The 17445-nt window shown below is 39.0% G+C and carries 19 protein-coding genes; 11 read left to right on the plus strand and 8 right to left on the minus strand.

The features are described 5' to 3' along the window. Positions 1-39: 39 nt before the first annotated feature. On the plus strand, positions 40-1203 hold the full coding sequence (locus E4661_RS16945; protein WP_136468652.1) for a PQQ-dependent sugar dehydrogenase: 1164 nt from the start codon (positions 40-42) through the stop codon (positions 1201-1203). Between the two features lie 63 nt (positions 1204-1266). Further along, a complete protein-coding gene (locus E4661_RS16950; RefSeq protein ID WP_136468687.1) occupies positions 1267-2127 on the plus strand; it encodes a sugar phosphate isomerase/epimerase family protein in 861 nt (286 codons plus the stop codon). A 248-nt stretch (positions 2128-2375) separates the two neighbouring features. Here the strand turns inward: E4661_RS16950 and E4661_RS16955 are convergent, their stop codons facing one another. Further along, positions 2376-2711, minus strand: a complete 336-nt coding sequence (locus E4661_RS16955) for a hypothetical protein (protein ID WP_136468653.1) — start codon at positions 2709-2711, stop codon at positions 2376-2378. 94 nt (positions 2712-2805) lie between these two features. Beyond that, entirely contained in the window at positions 2806-3864 is a 1059-nt protein-coding gene (gene aroB, locus E4661_RS16960) for a 3-dehydroquinate synthase (RefSeq protein WP_136468654.1), read from the minus strand. Between the two features lie 91 nt (positions 3865-3955). On the opposite strand from aroB, the gene E4661_RS16965 reads away from it, so the two are divergent. Then, positions 3956-5128 (plus strand): proline dehydrogenase family protein, encoded by a 1173-nt coding sequence (locus tag E4661_RS16965; protein WP_136468655.1) that lies wholly within the window; start codon positions 3956-3958, stop codon positions 5126-5128. Here E4661_RS16965 and E4661_RS16970 read toward each other — a convergent pair. The 6 genes from E4661_RS16970 to porX form a co-directional block, all read right to left on the minus strand. Further along, positions 5125-5493 carry a DUF4258 domain-containing protein gene (locus E4661_RS16970; protein WP_136468656.1) on the minus strand — a complete coding sequence of 123 codons (369 nt, stop codon included), beginning with the start codon at positions 5491-5493 and terminating at the stop codon, positions 5125-5127. The two genes, E4661_RS16965 and E4661_RS16970, sit on opposite strands and share 4 nt — an antisense overlap. A 5-nt stretch (positions 5494-5498) precedes the next feature. Next, positions 5499-6698 (minus strand): alanine dehydrogenase, encoded by a 1200-nt coding sequence (locus tag E4661_RS16975; RefSeq protein WP_136468657.1) that lies wholly within the window; start codon positions 6696-6698, stop codon positions 5499-5501. A gap of 42 nt (positions 6699-6740) precedes the next feature. Further along, complete coding sequence (locus E4661_RS16980) at positions 6741-7283, minus strand: hypothetical protein (protein ID WP_136468658.1); 543 nt, start codon at positions 7281-7283, stop codon at positions 6741-6743. Positions 7284-7363: 80 nt separating this feature from the next. Further along, positions 7364-7501: a hypothetical protein gene (locus tag E4661_RS19150; RefSeq protein ID WP_168796410.1), complete on the minus strand. Its 138-nt coding sequence runs from the start codon at positions 7499-7501 to the stop codon at positions 7364-7366. 173 nt (positions 7502-7674) lie between these two features. Beyond that, positions 7675-8085: a tRNA (adenosine(37)-N6)-threonylcarbamoyltransferase complex ATPase subunit type 1 TsaE gene (gene tsaE, locus E4661_RS16985; protein WP_136468659.1), complete on the minus strand. Its 411-nt coding sequence runs from the start codon at positions 8083-8085 to the stop codon at positions 7675-7677. A gap of 8 nt (positions 8086-8093) precedes the next feature. After that, the gene (gene porX, locus E4661_RS16990; RefSeq protein ID WP_136468660.1) at positions 8094-9638 is read right to left on the minus strand and encodes a T9SS response regulator signal transducer PorX; all 1545 of its coding nucleotides are present in this window, start codon (positions 9636-9638) and stop codon (positions 8094-8096) included. A 37-nt stretch (positions 9639-9675) separates the two neighbouring features. Between porX and E4661_RS16995 the strand changes: the two genes are divergently transcribed. From E4661_RS16995 to fabG, 8 genes are all read left to right on the plus strand, one after another. Next, positions 9676-10902 carry an HD domain-containing protein gene (locus E4661_RS16995; protein WP_136468661.1) on the plus strand — a complete coding sequence of 409 codons (1227 nt, stop codon included), beginning with the start codon at positions 9676-9678 and terminating at the stop codon, positions 10900-10902. A gap of 23 nt (positions 10903-10925) precedes the next feature. Then, complete coding sequence (gene lpxD, locus E4661_RS17000; protein ID WP_136468662.1) at positions 10926-11957, plus strand: UDP-3-O-(3-hydroxymyristoyl)glucosamine N-acyltransferase; 1032 nt, start codon at positions 10926-10928, stop codon at positions 11955-11957. Next, positions 11944-13350, plus strand: a complete 1407-nt coding sequence (locus E4661_RS17005) for a bifunctional UDP-3-O-[3-hydroxymyristoyl] N-acetylglucosamine deacetylase/3-hydroxyacyl-ACP dehydratase (protein WP_136468663.1) — start codon at positions 11944-11946, stop codon at positions 13348-13350. Before lpxD ends, E4661_RS17005 begins: the two co-directional genes overlap by 14 nt. 1 nt (position 13351) lies before the next feature. Further along, positions 13352-14137, plus strand: coding sequence for an acyl-ACP--UDP-N-acetylglucosamine O-acyltransferase (gene lpxA / locus E4661_RS17010; RefSeq protein WP_136468664.1), 786 nt, complete (start codon positions 13352-13354; stop codon positions 14135-14137). 4 nt (positions 14138-14141) lie between these two features. Continuing rightward, entirely contained in the window at positions 14142-14708 is a 567-nt protein-coding gene (gene efp, locus E4661_RS17015) for an elongation factor P (protein WP_136468665.1), read from the plus strand. Positions 14709-14714: 6 nt separating this feature from the next. After that, positions 14715-15653, plus strand: coding sequence for a UDP-3-O-(3-hydroxymyristoyl)glucosamine N-acyltransferase (locus E4661_RS17020; protein WP_136468666.1), 939 nt, complete (start codon positions 14715-14717; stop codon positions 15651-15653). Positions 15654-15714: 61 nt separating this feature from the next. Then, the gene (sucD, locus tag E4661_RS17025; protein ID WP_136468667.1) at positions 15715-16587 is read left to right on the plus strand and encodes a succinate--CoA ligase subunit alpha; all 873 of its coding nucleotides are present in this window, start codon (positions 15715-15717) and stop codon (positions 16585-16587) included. Between the two features lie 110 nt (positions 16588-16697). After that, a complete protein-coding gene (fabG, locus tag E4661_RS17030) occupies positions 16698-17444 on the plus strand; it encodes a 3-oxoacyl-[acyl-carrier-protein] reductase (RefSeq protein ID WP_136468668.1) in 747 nt (248 codons plus the stop codon). The last annotated feature ends 1 nt before the right edge of the window (position 17445 follow it).

Consider the following 17445-nt stretch of genomic DNA (forward strand, 5'->3'; position numbering starts at 1 on the left):
GTCGACAAAATGGCTAACCAAATAACCCAGCTATAGAACATGATTAAAAAAACATTGCTCTTTACTGCATTATCTTTCTTGGTATTCTCTTGCAAGGAGAAAAGGGAAGAATCAAAAGAACCGATAGAAAAACCCGTAATTGTAGAGCACCCGACCGATTTACCTCTTGATAGTTTAAATCTTCCTGACGGATTCAAAATAAGCGTATTTGCCGAAGGAATTGACGGAGCCCGCTCTATGGCCATGGGGGATGATGGGACACTATTTGTAGGTACACGAAACGAAAATACCATTTACGCTCTTCAAGATTTAGATGGTGATTTTTGGGCCGAAAAAATAATGGTTTTAGATACAACTCTAGAGGCACCAAACGGGGTTGCATTTAAAGATGGCGCATTATATGTTGCGGAAGTAAGTCGACTTTTAAAATATCCCAATATCGAAAATCAACTATCTGATATACCAGAACCTGAAGTGATTTATGATGATTACCCAACTGAATTCCATCACGGATGGAAGTATATTGCCTTTGGGCCAGACGATAAACTATATGTCCCGGTCGGAGCACCTTGTAATATTTGTGAGCGCTCATCGGAAGATGAACGTTTTGCAACCATAACGCGAATGGACCAAGACGGAAGCAACAGAGAAATATACGCGAAAGGGGTGAGGAACACGGTAGGTTTTACATGGCACCCGGAAACGGAGGAGTTATGGTTCACAGATAATGGTCGTGATATGATGGGAGATGATATCCCACCATGCGAACTGAACAGAGTTTCAGAAGCAGGTCAGCATTTCGGATATCCATATTGCCATGGAGGAACAATCAAAGACCCCGAATTCGGAGATCAATACCCATGCTCGGATTTTGTGCCACCTGCGCAGCAAATGGGAGCACATGTCGCTCCTTTAGCAGTAAAATTTTATAGCGGTAAAATGTTCCCAGAGAAATATAAAGATTATGCCTTTGTGGCTGAACATGGCTCATGGAACAGGTCTTCAAAAGTTGGGTATCGTATTTCTTTGGTAAAACTTGACGGCAACAAAACGGTTGGTTATGAAACCTTTATAGATGGGTGGCTTAATGAGGAAAAACAAGAAGCTTTTGGACGGCCAGTGGATATGTTGTTTTTAGAAGACGGTTCCATGCTTATCTCTGATGATTTTGCAGACGCCATTTATCGTGTGACCTATAATTGAATCTCACATTCTATAAATAAACTCATGCAAAGAAGAAATTTTATAAAACAAACCTCCTTAGTAATGGCCAGTTCAGCAATTCCACTTTCCGTATCCGGAATTTCCCTTGAGACCAAACGGAAATATAAAATGGGACTTCAATTGTTCACAATTCGTGATGCAATGGAAAAGGATCCAATTGGAAGTTTGAAGACAGTACAAAATCTGGGATATCAAGACTTAGAGATTTATGGATATGATGGAGAAAAAGACACATATTATGGATACAAAACCTCAGATTTTAAAAAGATATTGGAAGACCATAATTTAACTACATCAAGCGGACATTATGGACTGATGAACTTCTTTGATAAACCAGAATCGGATTTAATACGATATGTGGATCAATGCATTGAAGGTGCCCATAAACTAAAACAAGATTTTATTACCTGGCCATGGCTGGATTCAATGTATAGAAATAAGGACGGCTTTAAAACGTTGGCTGAAAAATTGAATAGGATAGGGGAGCGTGTAATCCAGAGTGGATTGCGTTTTGCCTATCACAATCACGGATTCGAATTTGAAGACCTAGGTGGGGAGAATGGTTATGACATTATAATTAGTGGAACAGACCCTTTTTTGGTCAAATTGCAAATAGACCTTTATTGGGTAATGCATTCAGCACAAAAAAGTCCAATTGAGATAATAGCAGAACAACCTGAGCGCTTTGTAATGTGGCATATTAAAGATATGGATAAAGTCACCCAGGATTATTCTGAGCTAGGCAATGGATCTATTGATTACGTTAAGATGCTTCCTGAATTGGATAAGTCGGGCTTGGAATTTTATTATTTGGAGCAAGGAGGAAATTTTGCCCACAATTCAATCCAGAGCATCACACATAGTGCAAACTATTTCAAAAGAAATCTCAAGAAGTTTTTATAGAACTCTAAAGACAATTGCTTTAATGAGATGAAAGTCGACTTTATAATTTTATTTCAAAAATTAAGAATTGAGACACTTCTTGTTCATCTCAATTGAGGAATACACCTTTTCAATTGAGGAATGAAATTTTCAGGAAGTTTTAGCGAGAAGTATTGATTACCTGTTACCTTCCTGAACAATTGCATCAGCAATCAGTTATTTATTCTGATTTATAACCTAAAGCATATGGGATTCAAATTACCGCAATACTAGGCTCCTTCATTTCCCGAATTATCATCTGGCTCAACTTCCTTTTGCAATTGATTTTCTTCCTCAGAGTCTAAGGCCATTTCTAAACTAGGGTTTTTGTCGAGTTCTTTCTCGATGTTTTCTTCAAAGTTTGAAATAAAATTGGATAGGCTCTTACTGATTTTAACCAGATAAATGGTATTTGACATCTTCACCTCAACCGCTTCAATAATTTCACCATTAGGCTTTTTTAGTGTTATAATGTCTTCATCCCCATAACCATAGGGATATGAATCTATGAGTGCTGCAGCAGCATCTCGATCTAACTTTTTGTAATCGATTAGGATTCGTTTCATGATAGATTAGGTTTTTGATTTCTTATCCTAAGCTATAAATTTTTGAACTCGATGGGTTCAAAGAGTTGTAAACGAAGTGTTTTAGTATATGTACTTAAGGTTCTTTGTAGTAAGCGAAGGCCTTTCGCAAAAGATTTTCTGGAACCTTTACATCTGTGACAGCTTTTCCAATGGTTTGAAGCAACACAAAATTTACTTGACCATGAGAATTCTTCTTGTCATAAATCAACAATTCTTGAACGATGTCGATATCCTCCTGACTGAATTTCACACGTTTAAAGTGCTTTAGGAAGGTCTTTTTGATTTCTTCGAGTGATAGTTTGGATAGTCCTTTTAGTTCGTGTGAAAGGTAACCTTCCAAAATCATCCCTATGGCTATGGCCTCACCGTGAAGCAAGGTGGGCTTGTCAACACTATCAAGAAAGTATGATTCAATAGCGTGGCCCAAAGTATGCCCAAAGTTTAAAATTTTCCGTAGACCTTTCTCTGTTGGATCTTGGGTTACCACATCATTTTTAATGGCGATGGATTTTTGAATACATGCTGTGTTTGCAAAGTCCTCGGTATTTTGAAGAGCTTTCCAGTAATCCAAATCCATGATAAGCCCGTGCTTTAACATTTCGGCAAATCCACTTTTCACCTGTCTTGCTTCCAGGGTTTTCAGGAAAATGGGAAATATCAAAACCATTACAGGTTGGTTGATTACACCAATTTGGTTTTTAAGAGGGCCAAGATCAACCCCTGTTTTTCCACCAACGGATGCATCTACCATAGACAAGAGGGTCGTAGGTACATTTATAAAATCAATTCCCCTTTTAAATGTTGATGCGACAAACCCCCCAAGGTCGGTCAATACACCGCCTCCTAGATTGATCAAAAGGCTGTTACGGTCTGCACCTTGGTCAGATAACCATTCCCAAACCAAGGAACATGTGCCAATATGTTTATGCTCTTCCCCAGGTCTTATTATATAAACCGCATCCGGTTCCAGACCAAGTTTCGAAACAAATATGGAAAGGCAGTGTTCCTTCGTATTTTCATCAACCAAAACAAATATTTTAGAGTAATCCGTTTTGTTGATGTGTTGGCTAAGGGAAGCTTCTGCCAACTCCTCCATATGTACCTCGTAAGAATGCGATTTAATGGATTTCATAATTTGATTTGACACACAAAATAAAGACTATTTTAATTGATAATCTTCCCAAAGACCGACTTATATTTGAATCTTTAAAAGATTCCTAATAATGCATCCAAATTTTGAGAATACTGCAATAGCATTTCAATTGAAAACGGACTCCGAGTTGGAACGTGCGTACTTTTTGTTCAAGCTCATTGCCAACGAACCTTTAGTTAGGATTGGTACCGCGGTCACCAATTTCGCCATTAAAGCGCACCTGCCCATTGAAGGTCTGATCAGAGCAACCGTATTTGATCATTTCTGTGGAGGGGTCAACGAAGAAGATTGCATTTCCATTATAGATAAAATGTATGAAAAAGGAGTCTGCTCTATCTTGGATTATTCTGTGGAAGGTAAGGAAGTGGAGGGTCAATTTGACTTTGCACTTGCCAAAACACTTGAGGTTTTGGATTTTGTGAAAGAAAAAGATGCAATTCCTTTTGCGGTATTCAAGCCTACAGGTTTTGGTCGATTTGAACTTTATGAGAAAGTAAGCTCGGGAAAAAACCTAAATGAATTGGAATCTAAGGAATGGGAAAGGGTGATCGACCGCTTTAATCAAGTCTGCAAAAAGGCACATGATTTGGAAGTGTCTTTGCTTATTGATGCTGAAGAGAGTTGGATGCAGGATGCTGCTGACAATGTTGTTTTAGATATGATGCGCAAATACAACAAGCAGAAGGCCGTAGTTTTCAATACCCTACAAATGTACCGTTGGGATCGAATGGATTATTTAAAGCAACTTCATGAAACTGCCAGATTGGAAGGATTTAAAATTGGGCTCAAAGTGGTAAGGGGAGCTTATATGGAGAAGGAAAATGAAAGAGCTGAGGAAATGAAGTATAAAAGCCCTATTTGTGTTTCCAAAAAGTCAACCGACAAAAACTTTAATATGGCGATTGCCTACATGATGGATAACTTGGATACTATCTCCATATTTGCTGGAACACATAACGAAGATAGTTGCCTAAAGTTGATCAAATTGATGCAAGAAAAGGGCTTGACCGCCAATCAGGAAAATATTTGGTTTGGGCAGCTTTATGGAATGAGTGACCATATCACCTATAATCTCACAGCAGAGGGATTTAATGCGGCCAAGTATGTTCCCTATGGACCTGTGAAAGACGTAATGCCATATTTGATTCGCCGAGCAGAGGAAAATACCTCGGTTGCTGGGCAGACTACCCGGGAACTTTCTTTATTGCAAAAAGAAAAGAAAAGAAGAAAATTGGACCTTTAATTATCTTCGATAGCAACTATCAATACTTTATTAGGGCAATTTTGGGCTTTTAGTACGATTTCACCGTTTTCGGTTTCATTACTTATAAAATACGTTTTGCACGGTTCTGACTTGGTGTCGCTTTTTCCAAAATCAATATCCCCATCAGTCAAAAATGTCTTAATTAAGATGGTATCTTTTTTAAATTGGAAATCTTCTGAGAAATGCAGCGGTTTGGAGCGCATATCTTTGAGTACTCTACAATTGGGAAAATAGCAAAATTCAATTCCTTTGTCCCCGGATTTCTTTTTTAAGAAGAAAACAAGAAAAACAATTCCGATGGATAGTCCAACTAGGTACCACCCTAAGCGTTTTAAAAAGGCCATTAAGATTAAAAAATAAGAAAGTTAATATCGTTGTACGTAAGCCCAAACCAATCTCCCACGGATTTATTGGTTAAAATGCCATGATACATGTACAATCCGTTACGTAGTCCTTTATCAAAACGTAACGAGTTTTCAAGACCACCATCTTCGCCTAGTTTTAACAGATACGGGGTGAAAATATTACTTATTGAAATGGATGAAGTCCTAGGATATCGTGATGGAATGTTGGGAACTCCATAATGAATCACATCATATTTTTCCACAGTGGGTTTGTCATGGCTTGTGATCTCCGAAGTTTCGAAACATCCACCCATGTCAATACTGACATCGATGATTACGGCACCTTTTTTCATGTTTTCCACCATAGTACTCGAAACTACTACTGGAGATCTGTCTTTGCCTCTGGTTGCGCCGATTGCTACATCACACCTTTTAAGAGCTTTTAATAAATTTTTAGGTTGTATGGTGGAGGTATAGACGGTCTGATTCAAATTGGTTTGAATGTTTCGCAATTTGGTGATCGAATTGTCAAAAACTTTAATGTTAGCTCCAAGTCCGATGGCCGAACGTGCAGCAAACTCGCCTACGGTGCCCGCTCCAATAATGACTACTTCAACAGGAGGGACTCCACTTATATTCCCGAACATTAAACCATTTCCCTTGTTAGTTGTGGCCATAAGTTCAGAAGCAATGAGAATAGAAGAGATTCCTGCAATTTCACTTAATGAACGAACCGCGGGATATTTTCCATCTTCATCCCGAATATATTCAAAAGCAATTGCCGTAAGCCGTTTTTTGGCCATTGCCTCAAAATATTCCTTACTCTGTGTTTTAATTTGTAACGCCGAAATTACTGTTGTCTGCGGGTTTAGCAAATCTATTTCAAAGAGGGTAGGTGGTTCTACCTTAAGAATTAGAGGGCATGAGAAAACCTTTTTTGTATCTCGAGTTATCTCAGCTCCGGCGTTGGTGTAATCGGTATCGGAAAAATTTGCCCCCTCACCGGCACCAGATTCAATCAAGACCCTATGTCCATGGGCGGTTATGGCATTGACTGCATCTGGGGTAAGACAGATTCGTTTTTCCTGATATTGGTTTTCTTTTGGAATGCCTATAAAAAGCTCTCCTTTTTGTTTTAGGATTTCTAAAGTTTCTTCTTGGGGTAAAAGTTGTTGTTTGCTAAAAGGAGAGGACGGTTGACTCATACAATGTAAATCTGTTGATAATCCCTAGGTGTGGGAACAAATTTACATTTTTTTCGCAAGGGTTTCTTGGCGCTGTTCTAGTTTCTCACGTTCCTTACGGAGCTCTTCTTTCTCCTTTAATATTTGAAGCTCCGTATCCATAGCGTCCAAATCTATACCGTGCACATGTTTGTCAACTAGCTTAACCCTGATGAAATAGACCACAGGTACAACAACCATAGTAACCGCGATGATATAAAAGATTTCATTTTCGTCAACAGCATCAGAATCATAGTTGATTACTGTAAATAATTGAAAACTATACATGGCAATAGGTATCAAAATGGCATGATACCACCATTGCTTAGTAGTGATAAACCATATAACAAGCAGTGCAAGTGGAGTTCCTTTGGAAAGGATATACCAATAAAAAGTACTAGCATCTTCAAAACCATTGGAACCAAGTTCGAATAAAATGAAATCTAAGGTTTTGGTTCCAGTTGGGGTGTATTTATATGAATAGAACAGAACTGGGGATAGGGCAATAAAGAGCGTGATCAAGCCTTCGATAACAAGTCTTTTCCTTATCTGTAATTTTGATCTCATACTAGTGTTAACTCACAAGACCAAAATTTATTGTATAAAAAAACCCCCTTCGAAAGGGGGTTAACAAAATGATTTTTGTTTTACAGTTTTACAAGCTTACGCTTTTTGATTTGCGTATCAGTCTGAACATCATCAGTGTTAACTAACGTTGTAGATACAGCGGTCATCGCTAAAAAAGCTACAGCAAGTACTCCAAAAAATAATCTTTTAGTGTTCATCGTAAAAGAGTTTTTGGTTAATAAATGAATTCATTTCAATAACAAATGTAGGAAATTTTCCTTACCCTACATGCATTTCATCGATAAAATTTGCATTTCATCCTAAAACAAATGCTTTTTATCGACTTCATTGCCGTTTATCGAAACTTGAAAAAAGATAGCCGTAAATACTTTCAATCGGTACTAAAATCGATTGAACGAGTATTTTCATCGATAAAGTGTAAGAAAATGGAAACCGAATCTTGAGGTAATAATGACTGTATTTTTTCTGGCCATTCTATAAAAATCCAAGCTCCCGAACTTAAATAATCGTCCAGTCCCAGATCTAGAGCTTCCAGCTCATTTTCCAAGCGGTAAAAATCGAAATGATACGCTAGAAGATTCCCAGAATTGTCATGGTATTCATTTACCAAACCAAAAGTGGGGCTATTGGCTTCATCCGATGCTCCCAATTCTTTTACTATCGATTTGATAAGGGTAGTCTTGCCTGCACCCATATCTCCAAAAAAACATAACATTTTTCCTGGAGCGTTTTCGAGAACATGACTGGCAGCCAAATGGAGCTCTTCTTTACGAAAGGTCATATCAAAATCTACTTAGGCTCCAAAACTACAAAAGGAACGATCATTTCTTCAAGGGAAACACCTCCGTGTTGGTAAGTATTTCTGTAGTAACTGACGTAATGGTTGTAGTTGTTCGGATAGGCAAAGAACATATCATTTTTGGCAAAGATGAAACAACTGCTCAAATTGATATTGGGCAAATGTAGAGTTTGCGGGTTTTCAGCAGCAAGAACTTCCTTTTTTTCATAGGTAAGACTTCTTCCTGTTTTATACCTTAAATTAAGACTGGTGTCTCGATCACCAATTACTTTTGAAGGTTGTTTTACATTTATGGTGCCATGATCGGTTGTCAAAATCAATTTCATTCCCATATTTTGGGCAGACTGAATTATTTCCAACAATGGAGAGTTCTTAAACCAACTTAGGGTAAGGGAACGATAGGCCTTGTCATTCGAAGCCAGTTCTTTGATTACCTCCATTTCTGTTTTGGAGTGGGAAAGCATATCCACAAAATTATAAACTAGCACCGTAAGATCATTGTCTTTTTGTGAGCGGAAGTTTTGTGCAAGTTGCTTGCCTTGTTTTAAATTACTGATTTTGTGGTATTCCCACTTTAAGTTCAACCCAAGCCGTTTCAATTGCGATCCCAAAAACTCTGCTTCAAACAAATTCTTACCACCTTCGTCAGTGTCATTCTTCCACCATTCAGGGTGTTTTTTTTCCATGTCAAGTGGCATCAAACCTGAAAAGATTGCATTTCTGGCATACTGTGTTGCGGTGGGTAAAATGCTATAAAAAGAACATTCTTGCTTTTTCTTATAATGCATGTTCAAGGTTTCTTCAAAAGCCAACCATTGGTCATAGCGAAGATTATCAATTACAACCAACAGCGTTTTATTTCCTTCCAGTTCAGGTTGAATTTTTTTTCGGAATAAGGTATGTGACATCACAGGACCATCTCCATTTTGAAACCAGTCAGGATAATTTTTGTCGATGAACTTACTAAACTGTGAGTTGGCTTCAACTTTTTGGGATTCCAATATTTCTGTCATACCGGTATCCTCAATTTCTTCTAATTGAAGCTCCCAATAAATCAGTTTTTTATATAAATCCGCCCATTCTTCGTGACTATTTACCATAGAAAGGTCCATGGCAATTTTTCTGAATTCTTGCTGATAATTTGAAGCCGTTTTTTCTGAAACCAAACGTGAGTTATCCAGACTCTTTTTTAAAGACAGAAGAATTTGGTTGGGATTCACAGGTTTGATCAAATAGTCTGCTATTTTGGAGCCTATGGCCTCATCCATTATATATTCTTCCTCACTTTTTGTAATCATTACCACAGGTATGGAGGCATCTATCTTTTTAATTTCATTCAATGTTTCCAAACCTGAGATTCCTGGCATGTTCTCGTCCAGAAAAATGATATCAAAAAAAGAATTTTGCATTTCCTCTAAGGCATCCTGTCCACTCTGGCTGGTAACTACCTTATAATCCTTGTTTTCAAGAAAAAGTATATGGGGTTTTAATAGGTCGATCTCGTCATCGACCCAAAGAATTGTGATCTTGTTCATATAGTGGTTATCTTTGCGCTACTAAAAACAGACTTCCTTGGCCAACACCAATAAGCTCAAAGTATTTAACGATCCAATTTACGGTTTTATTGGAACACCAAATCAACTTATTTTTGATCTGATTGCCCATCCCTATTTTCAACGCTTGAGAAGAATTTCCCAAATGGGCATGTCGTACTTGGTGTATCCTGGGGCTCACCATACTAGGTTTCACCATGCGTTGGGTAGCATGCATCTAATGACCAAGGCGATTCAAGTGTTACGATGGAAACATGTTGAAATTACCGAAGATGAAGAAACTGGACTGCTTTGCGCTATTCTTTTACACGATATAGGACATGGTCCTTTTTCCCACGCCCTTGAAGGGTTTTTTATAAAAGGAATCTCGCATGAAAAGTTGTCCTTGAAATTTATGGAGTACCTTAATAAAGAGTTCGATGGCAAACTAGATGTCGCAATTTCTATTTTCAAAGGAGAGTACGATAAACCTTTTATGAATCAATTAGTCTCCAGTCAATTGGATATGGATCGTTTGGATTATCTCAAGCGTGATAGTTTTTATGCTGGAGTGACCGAAGGAAATATCAATTCGGAAAGATTGATTTCGATGCTGAACGTGGTAGAGGGTAATTTGGTGGTTGAGGAGAAAGGAATCTATGCGGTAGAGAAGTTTTTGATGGCGCGACGATTTATGTATTGGCAGGCTTATCTTCACAAAACTGGCCTTATGGCAGAACAATTACTCGTCAGGATTATGAAGAGAGCCCAACAATTACTCCAAGAAAACAATGAGATAAATGGAGGTCAAACAATTTTATCTTTTATGAAGTTGGCAGATGAAGTTGTGGTTGATTCAAGGCTGTTACAAGATTTTGCATCGTTGGATGATATTGATGTTCTGGGAGCGGTCAAAACTTGGCAGTTCCACGACGATTTTGTGCTCTCAAAACTCTGCCAAATGCTTCTGAATAGAAAGTTATTGCACGTCAAGATTAAGAACAAACCCATTTCCGATGAAAAAATGAATGAAAGATTGATGGCTCTGGCAATAGAACTGGGCATATCAGAGTTGGAAGCTTGCTACTTTGTTTTCAAAGGAGAAATTTCAAACAAGGCTTACAATCAAGAACATCAAGCTATAAATATTCTTAAAAAGAGTGGAAAGGTAACGGATGTATTGAAAGAATCAGACCAACTGAGCCTAAAAGCACTTTCTAAAACAGTGATCAAATATTATTGCTGCTTCCCTAAAGAAGCCGTTTAACAAATTTTGTTACTTTTGCACAAATGAAGTTTACAGCCACCCAAATTGCCGGAATTTTAGAGGGAGAAGTTGAGGGTAATCCTCAAATTGCTGTTCATAAATTATCTAAGATTGAAGAAGGAGAAAAAGGTTCACTGACGTTTTTGTCAAACCCGAAATACACCTCTTATATCTATTCCACAAAAGCATCCATTACTATTGTCAACAAAGATTTTGTTCCCGAACAATCTTTGTCCACAACCCTGATAAAGGTAGATGATGCGTATAAATCTTTTTCCAAGCTACTAGAGTACTATAATCAGGTCAAAAACAATAAGGTGGGTATCGAAAACCCATCCTATGTTTCAGAAACGGCCGAATATGGAGAAGGTTTTTATTTAGGTGCATTTTCCTATTTGGCAGATAATGTTAAGATTGGCAAGGATGTAAAGGTTTATCCCAACGTGTACATTGGTGACAATGTGACCATTGGTGACAATGTCCTCATTTTTGCAGGAGCAAAAATTTATTCAGAATCCATCATAGGTAAGGGATGTGTTATTCACAGTGGTGCCATTATTGGAGCTGATGGTTTTGGGTTTACCCCCAACGCCAATGGAGAATACAGTAAGGTGCCACAGACCGGAAATGTTATTTTGGAGGACAATGTAGACGTTGGCGCCGGAACAACCATTGATAGAGCTACCCTTGGTTCAACCATTCTAAGAAAAGGGGTTAAGTTGGACAACCAAATTCAAATAGCCCATAATGTGGAAATTGGGGAACATACGGCAATTGCAGCCCAAACTGGAATAGCAGGTTCCACAAAAATTGGAAAACATTGCTTGATAGGTGGACAGGTAGGTATTGTTGGTCATATTACTATAGGTGATAGGGTTAAAATACAAGCGCAATCAGGAATTGGACGTAATGTAAAGGATGGTGAAGTACTTCAGGGGTCTCCAGCATTGAATTATGGTGACTACAACAAATCATATGTTCATTTTAAAAACTTACCAAAACTGGTAAACAAAATCAACGACATAGAAAAAAAGGTCGAAGGTGAGCAAAACTAGCACGAAACAACGTACAATCAAGGAAAATGTGACACTAACGGGTGTAGGGTTGCATACAGGAGAAAATGTTACGATGACATTTGTACCTGCAAAGGAAAACCACGGATTTGCTTTTAAAAGAGTGGATTTGGAAGGTGAACCCATCATTGAGGCGGATGCCAACTATGTGGTAAACACCCAACGTGGTACCAATCTAGAAAAAAATGGGGTCAAGATTCAAACTTCAGAGCATGTTCTTGCAGCACTGGTCGGTTTGGATATTGACAATGTCCTGATAGAGCTTGATGCTCCCGAACCTCCAATCATGGATGGTTCCTCGAAATTCTTCGTTGAGGCTTTGGAAAAAGCTGGAATCGTTGAACAAGAACAGGATCGCGAAGAATACGTGGTCAAGGATGTCATCACTTATAAGGATGAGGCTACAGGGAGTGAAATCACAGTTATTCCATCTGACACCTACCAAGTTACTACCATGGTAGATTTTGGAACCAAGGTACTGGGAACTCAAAATGCTTCGCTGGAAGAGATTTCTAATTTTAAGACTGAAATAGCCGATGCGCGTACATTCAGTTTTTTACATGAATTGGAAATGCTGTTGGAGCACGGTCTGATCAAGGGAGGTGATTTAAACAATGCAATTGTTTATGTGGATAAGGAGATTTCTGAATCCACCATGAAAAAGCTGGAGAAGGCATTCAAAAAAGAGAAGCTATCCGTAAAACCAAATGGCATATTGGATAATCTCACATTGCATCACCCAAACGAGGCTGCTCGTCATAAATTATTGGATGTCATTGGAGATTTGGCATTGGCCGGTACACGTATCAGGGGAAAAGTGATTGCCAATAAGCCAGGTCATTTTGTCAACACACAGTTCGCCAAGAAAATCCAGAAAATCATTAAGCAAGAAAAGCGCAATTATGTTCCTGATGTTGATTTGGCAGCGACTCCGGTCAAGGATATAAACCAAATTATGGATATGCTTCCGCATAGACCACCATTTCTTTTGGTTGACAAGATTCTGGAATTATCAAAGCAACATGTGATTGGTATCAAAAACGTTACCATGAACGAACCATTTTTCGTAGGACACTTTCCCGGTGCGCCCGTAATGCCAGGGGTTCTTCAGATAGAAGCGATGGCTCAAACCGGTGGAATATTGGTGTTGAGCACAGTGCCAGATCCGGAAAATTACCTCACCTATCTTTTAAAGATAGACAATGTAAGGTACAAACATCAGGTAGTACCAGGCGACACGCTAATTTTTAAATTGGATTTGTTGGCTCCCATTCGGAGAGGTATCTGTCAAATGCAGGGGCGTGCTTATGCCAACGGCAAGTTGGTTTCGGAGGCAGAAATTATGGCTCAAATTACTAAAGTAAAAGGATTGTAACATGAATCAACCCCTTGCATATGTGCACCCAGGTGCCAAAATTGCGAAAAATGTGGTCATTGAACCATTTACCACTATACATAATAATGTTACCATAGGTGAAGGTACTTGGATAGGTTCCAACGTTACCATTATGGAGGGTGCCCGTATTGGAAAAAATTGCAACATATTTCCAGGTGCCGTTATTTCTGCCATGCCACAAGACCTTAAATATCAAGGTGAAGAGACTACGGTACACATTGGTGATAATACTACTATTCGTGAATGTGCCACCATCAATAAAGGAACCGCGGATCGAATGAAAACCGTAATCGGAAACAATTGTTTGATTATGGCTTATTGTCACGTAGCACACGATTGTTTGGTAGGAGATGGCTGTATTTTCAGTAATGATTCTACACTTGCAGGTCACGTGACTATAGGTGAAAATGTAGTTTTAGCAGGAATGGTGGCCGTGCATCAATTCGTTTCTATAGGAAATCATGCATTCGTTACAGGTGGTTCTTTAGTAAGAAAGGATGTACCTCCCTATGTGAAAGCTGCTCGCGAACCACTTTCTTATGTTGGGATTAACTCGATTGGATTAAGACGTCGCGGATTTGAATCGCATAAAATCAGAGAAATTCAGAATATATATAGAATACTTTATCAGAAAAACTATAACAATTCCCAGGCCGCTTCAATAATAGAAGCTGAAATGGAAGCGACCCCTGAACGGGATGAAATTCTTCAGTTCATCAGGGACTCCCAGCGTGGAATCATGAAAGGTTATTTCAGTTCAAACTAAGACTATGGCAAATACTTCGGACATACGAAAAGGATTGTGCATCAAGTTCAATCACGATATTTATAAAATTGTGGAGTTTCTTCATGTAAAACCAGGCAAGGGACCAGCATTTGTTCGTACTAAATTGAAGAGCGTAACAACAGGAAAGGTTATTGACAACACTTTTTCTGCTGGACATAAAATTGAAGATGTAAGAGTCGAAACTCGATCGTATCAATACCTGTATCCTGAAGGGGACACTTTTCATTTCATGAACACTGATGACTACAACCAGATTTCGTTGCAGAAAAGCTCATTGGATGCTCCTGATTTATTGAAAGAAGGAGAAGTTGTTACCATTCTCTTTAACACTGAGGACAGTATGCCTTTATCCGTTGAAATGCCAGCCAGTGTCATTCTTGAAGTGACACATACCGAACCTGGAGTAAAAGGAAATACCGCCACTAATGCGACCAAACCGGCTACCGTTGAAACCGGAGCTAGAATAAATGTGCCACTTTTTATAAACGAAGGAGACAAAATAAAGGTCGACACGGAAAAAGGTAGTTATATCGAACGGGCAAAAGAATAGCCAAGGATGAAATTCCCAAAACCTTATACCCTTAAGGAGATTGCTGGCATAATTGGTTCCGAATATGTAGGGAGTGATGATTTTCCTGTATTGGGAATGAATGAAATCCATGTAGTGGAGGAGGGTGATATCGTGTTTGTTGACCACCCTAAATATTATGACAAGGCGTTAAATTGTGCCGCTTCAGTCGTACTCATCAATAAAAATGTCGAATGCCCTGAAGGCAAAGCGCTTCTAATTTCAGATAATCCTTTTAGCGACTTCAACAAACTGACCCGTTTCTTTTCACCATTTAAAAGTTCGAGTTCACCCATTTCAGAATCAGCCATTATAGGAGAAGGTACGATTATTCAACCTAATGTTTTTATAGGAAACGACGTTCAGATAGGTGAAAATTGCCTGATTCATGCCAATGTTTCCATTTATGACAACTGTATCATCGGTGATAATGTTACCATCCACAGTGGTAGCGTATTAGGTTCTGATGCTTTTTACTACAAAAAAAGACCGGAAGGTTTTGAAAAGTTGATTTCAAGTGGTCGGGTAGTCATAGAGGACAATGTTGATATTGGTGCCTCTTGCACAATAGATCGTGGAGTCACAGGTGACACAACTATTAAAGAATGGACCAAGCTGGATAATCAAATTCAGGTGGGGCATGATACGGTAATTGGTAGAAAGTGCCAAATCGCCTCCCATACAGGAATCGCAGGTTGCGTGGTTATCGAAGATGAAGTTGTATTATGGGGACAAGTAGGTGTTATAAGTGCCATTACCATAGGTAAAGGCGCAATAGTTTACGCCCAATCTGGTGTAGCCAAGAGCTTGGAAGGTGGAAAAACCTATTTTGGAAGCCCCGCTGAAGAAGCAAGAACCAAAATGAGAGAAATAACTGCACTTAAAAACCTACCCGAAATACTTAAAAAGAATACAAGAAATAGCTAATAAAATCTTTTAACTTTTAGAGTCAATGGCATACTTTTGTCTTGGCTATTAAATAAAAAATATGAGCGTCTTAGTAAACAAAGATTCAAAGATAATTGTCCAGGGATTCACGGGAAGTGAAGGGACTTTCCATGCCACTCAAATGATTGAGTATGGAACCAATGTTGTTGGCGGAGTAACTCCAGGTAAAGGAGGGCAAGAACATTTGGGAAAACCTGTTTTCAATACAGTTGAAGAAGCGGTAACGCAGGTTGGTGCTGATACTACGATTATTTTTGTGCCGCCAGCTTTTGCTGCAGACGCTATCATGGAAGCTGCAAGTGCTGGTATTAAAGTTGTCATTACCATTACAGAAGGAATTCCCGTAGCGGACATGGTCAAGGCTAATGACTATATTAAAGATTTGGATTGTACCTTGGTTGGACCAAACTGTCCTGGGGTTATCACTCCGGAAGAGGCTAAAGTGGGCATCATGCCCGGTTTTGTTTTCAAGAAAGGAAACGTAGGTATTGTTTCTAAATCCGGAACACTGACTTATGAAGCCGCTGATCAGGTAGTACGACAAGGCATGGGAATTACAACCGCAATTGGAATTGGCGGTGATCCTATCATTGGAACAACAACGAAAAAAGCTGTAGAGTTATTGATTAACGACCCAGAGACCGAATGTGTGGTAATGATTGGGGAAATTGGTGGTCAATTGGAGGCTGATGCAGCTAAATGGTACAAAGAAAGTGGCAGTACAAAACCAATTGTTGGTTTCATCGCCGGTGAAACTGCACCTGCTGGACGTACTATGGGTCATGCTGGTGCAATTGTTGGAGGAAGCGATGATACAGCTCAGGCCAAAAAACGCATAATGAGCGAATGTGGAATCCATGTTGTGGATTCTCCTGCAGAAATTGGAGCCAAAGTAAAAGAAGTAATGGCGTAGCCATTCGTTAAAACTATTTTAAATCCCGTTTTATACGGGATTTTTTTGTGTTGAAACATAAAACAAAAACTATATTTGGTTGAATAACCAAACAACAAATACTGAAGAGCATGAAACTTTTAGAAGGCAAAAATGTAATCATAACAGGAGCAAGTAGGGGGATTGGAAGAGGAATAGCACAGGTATTCGGACAACACGGAGCCAATGTGGCCTTTACCTATAGCTCGAGCGAAGCACCAGCACTTGAACTTGAAAAGGAGCTTTTAGACATGGGTGTTAAAGCAAAAGCCTTTAAAAGCAATGCGGCAAGTTTTTCGGAATCCGAAGAATTGGTGAAACAGGTTTTGGAGAATTTTGATTCCATCGATGTGTTGATTAACAATGCTGGAATTACCAAAGACAACCTCCTAATGCGTATGGGTGAAGAAGATTTCGATAAGGTTATTGAAATCAACTTGAAGTCCGTTTTCAACATGACCAAGGCGGTACAGCGAACAATGCTTAAGCAAAGAAAAGGATCCATTATTAATATGAGCAGTGTTGTAGGTGTAAAAGGAAACGCTGGACAAACAAATTATGCTGCTTCCAAAGCTGGTATGATTGGCTTCACAAAATCTGTTGCTCTTGAATTGGGTTCTCGAAGCATTCGTTGTAATGCCATTGCCCCTGGATTTATCGAAACCGAAATGACCGATAAATTGGATGAAAATACAGTTCAGGGTTGGAGAGACGCCATTCCATTAAAAAGAGGGGGGCAGCCCGAAGATGTGGCCAACGCATGTATATTCTTGGCCTCGGATATGTCTGCCTATATAACCGGTCAAGTACTTAACGTTGATGGAGGCATGTTAACCTAAA

The organism is Flagellimonas onchidii, assembly GCF_004804315.1.
GTDB lineage: Bacteria > Bacteroidota > Bacteroidia > Flavobacteriales > Flavobacteriaceae > Flagellimonas > Flagellimonas onchidii.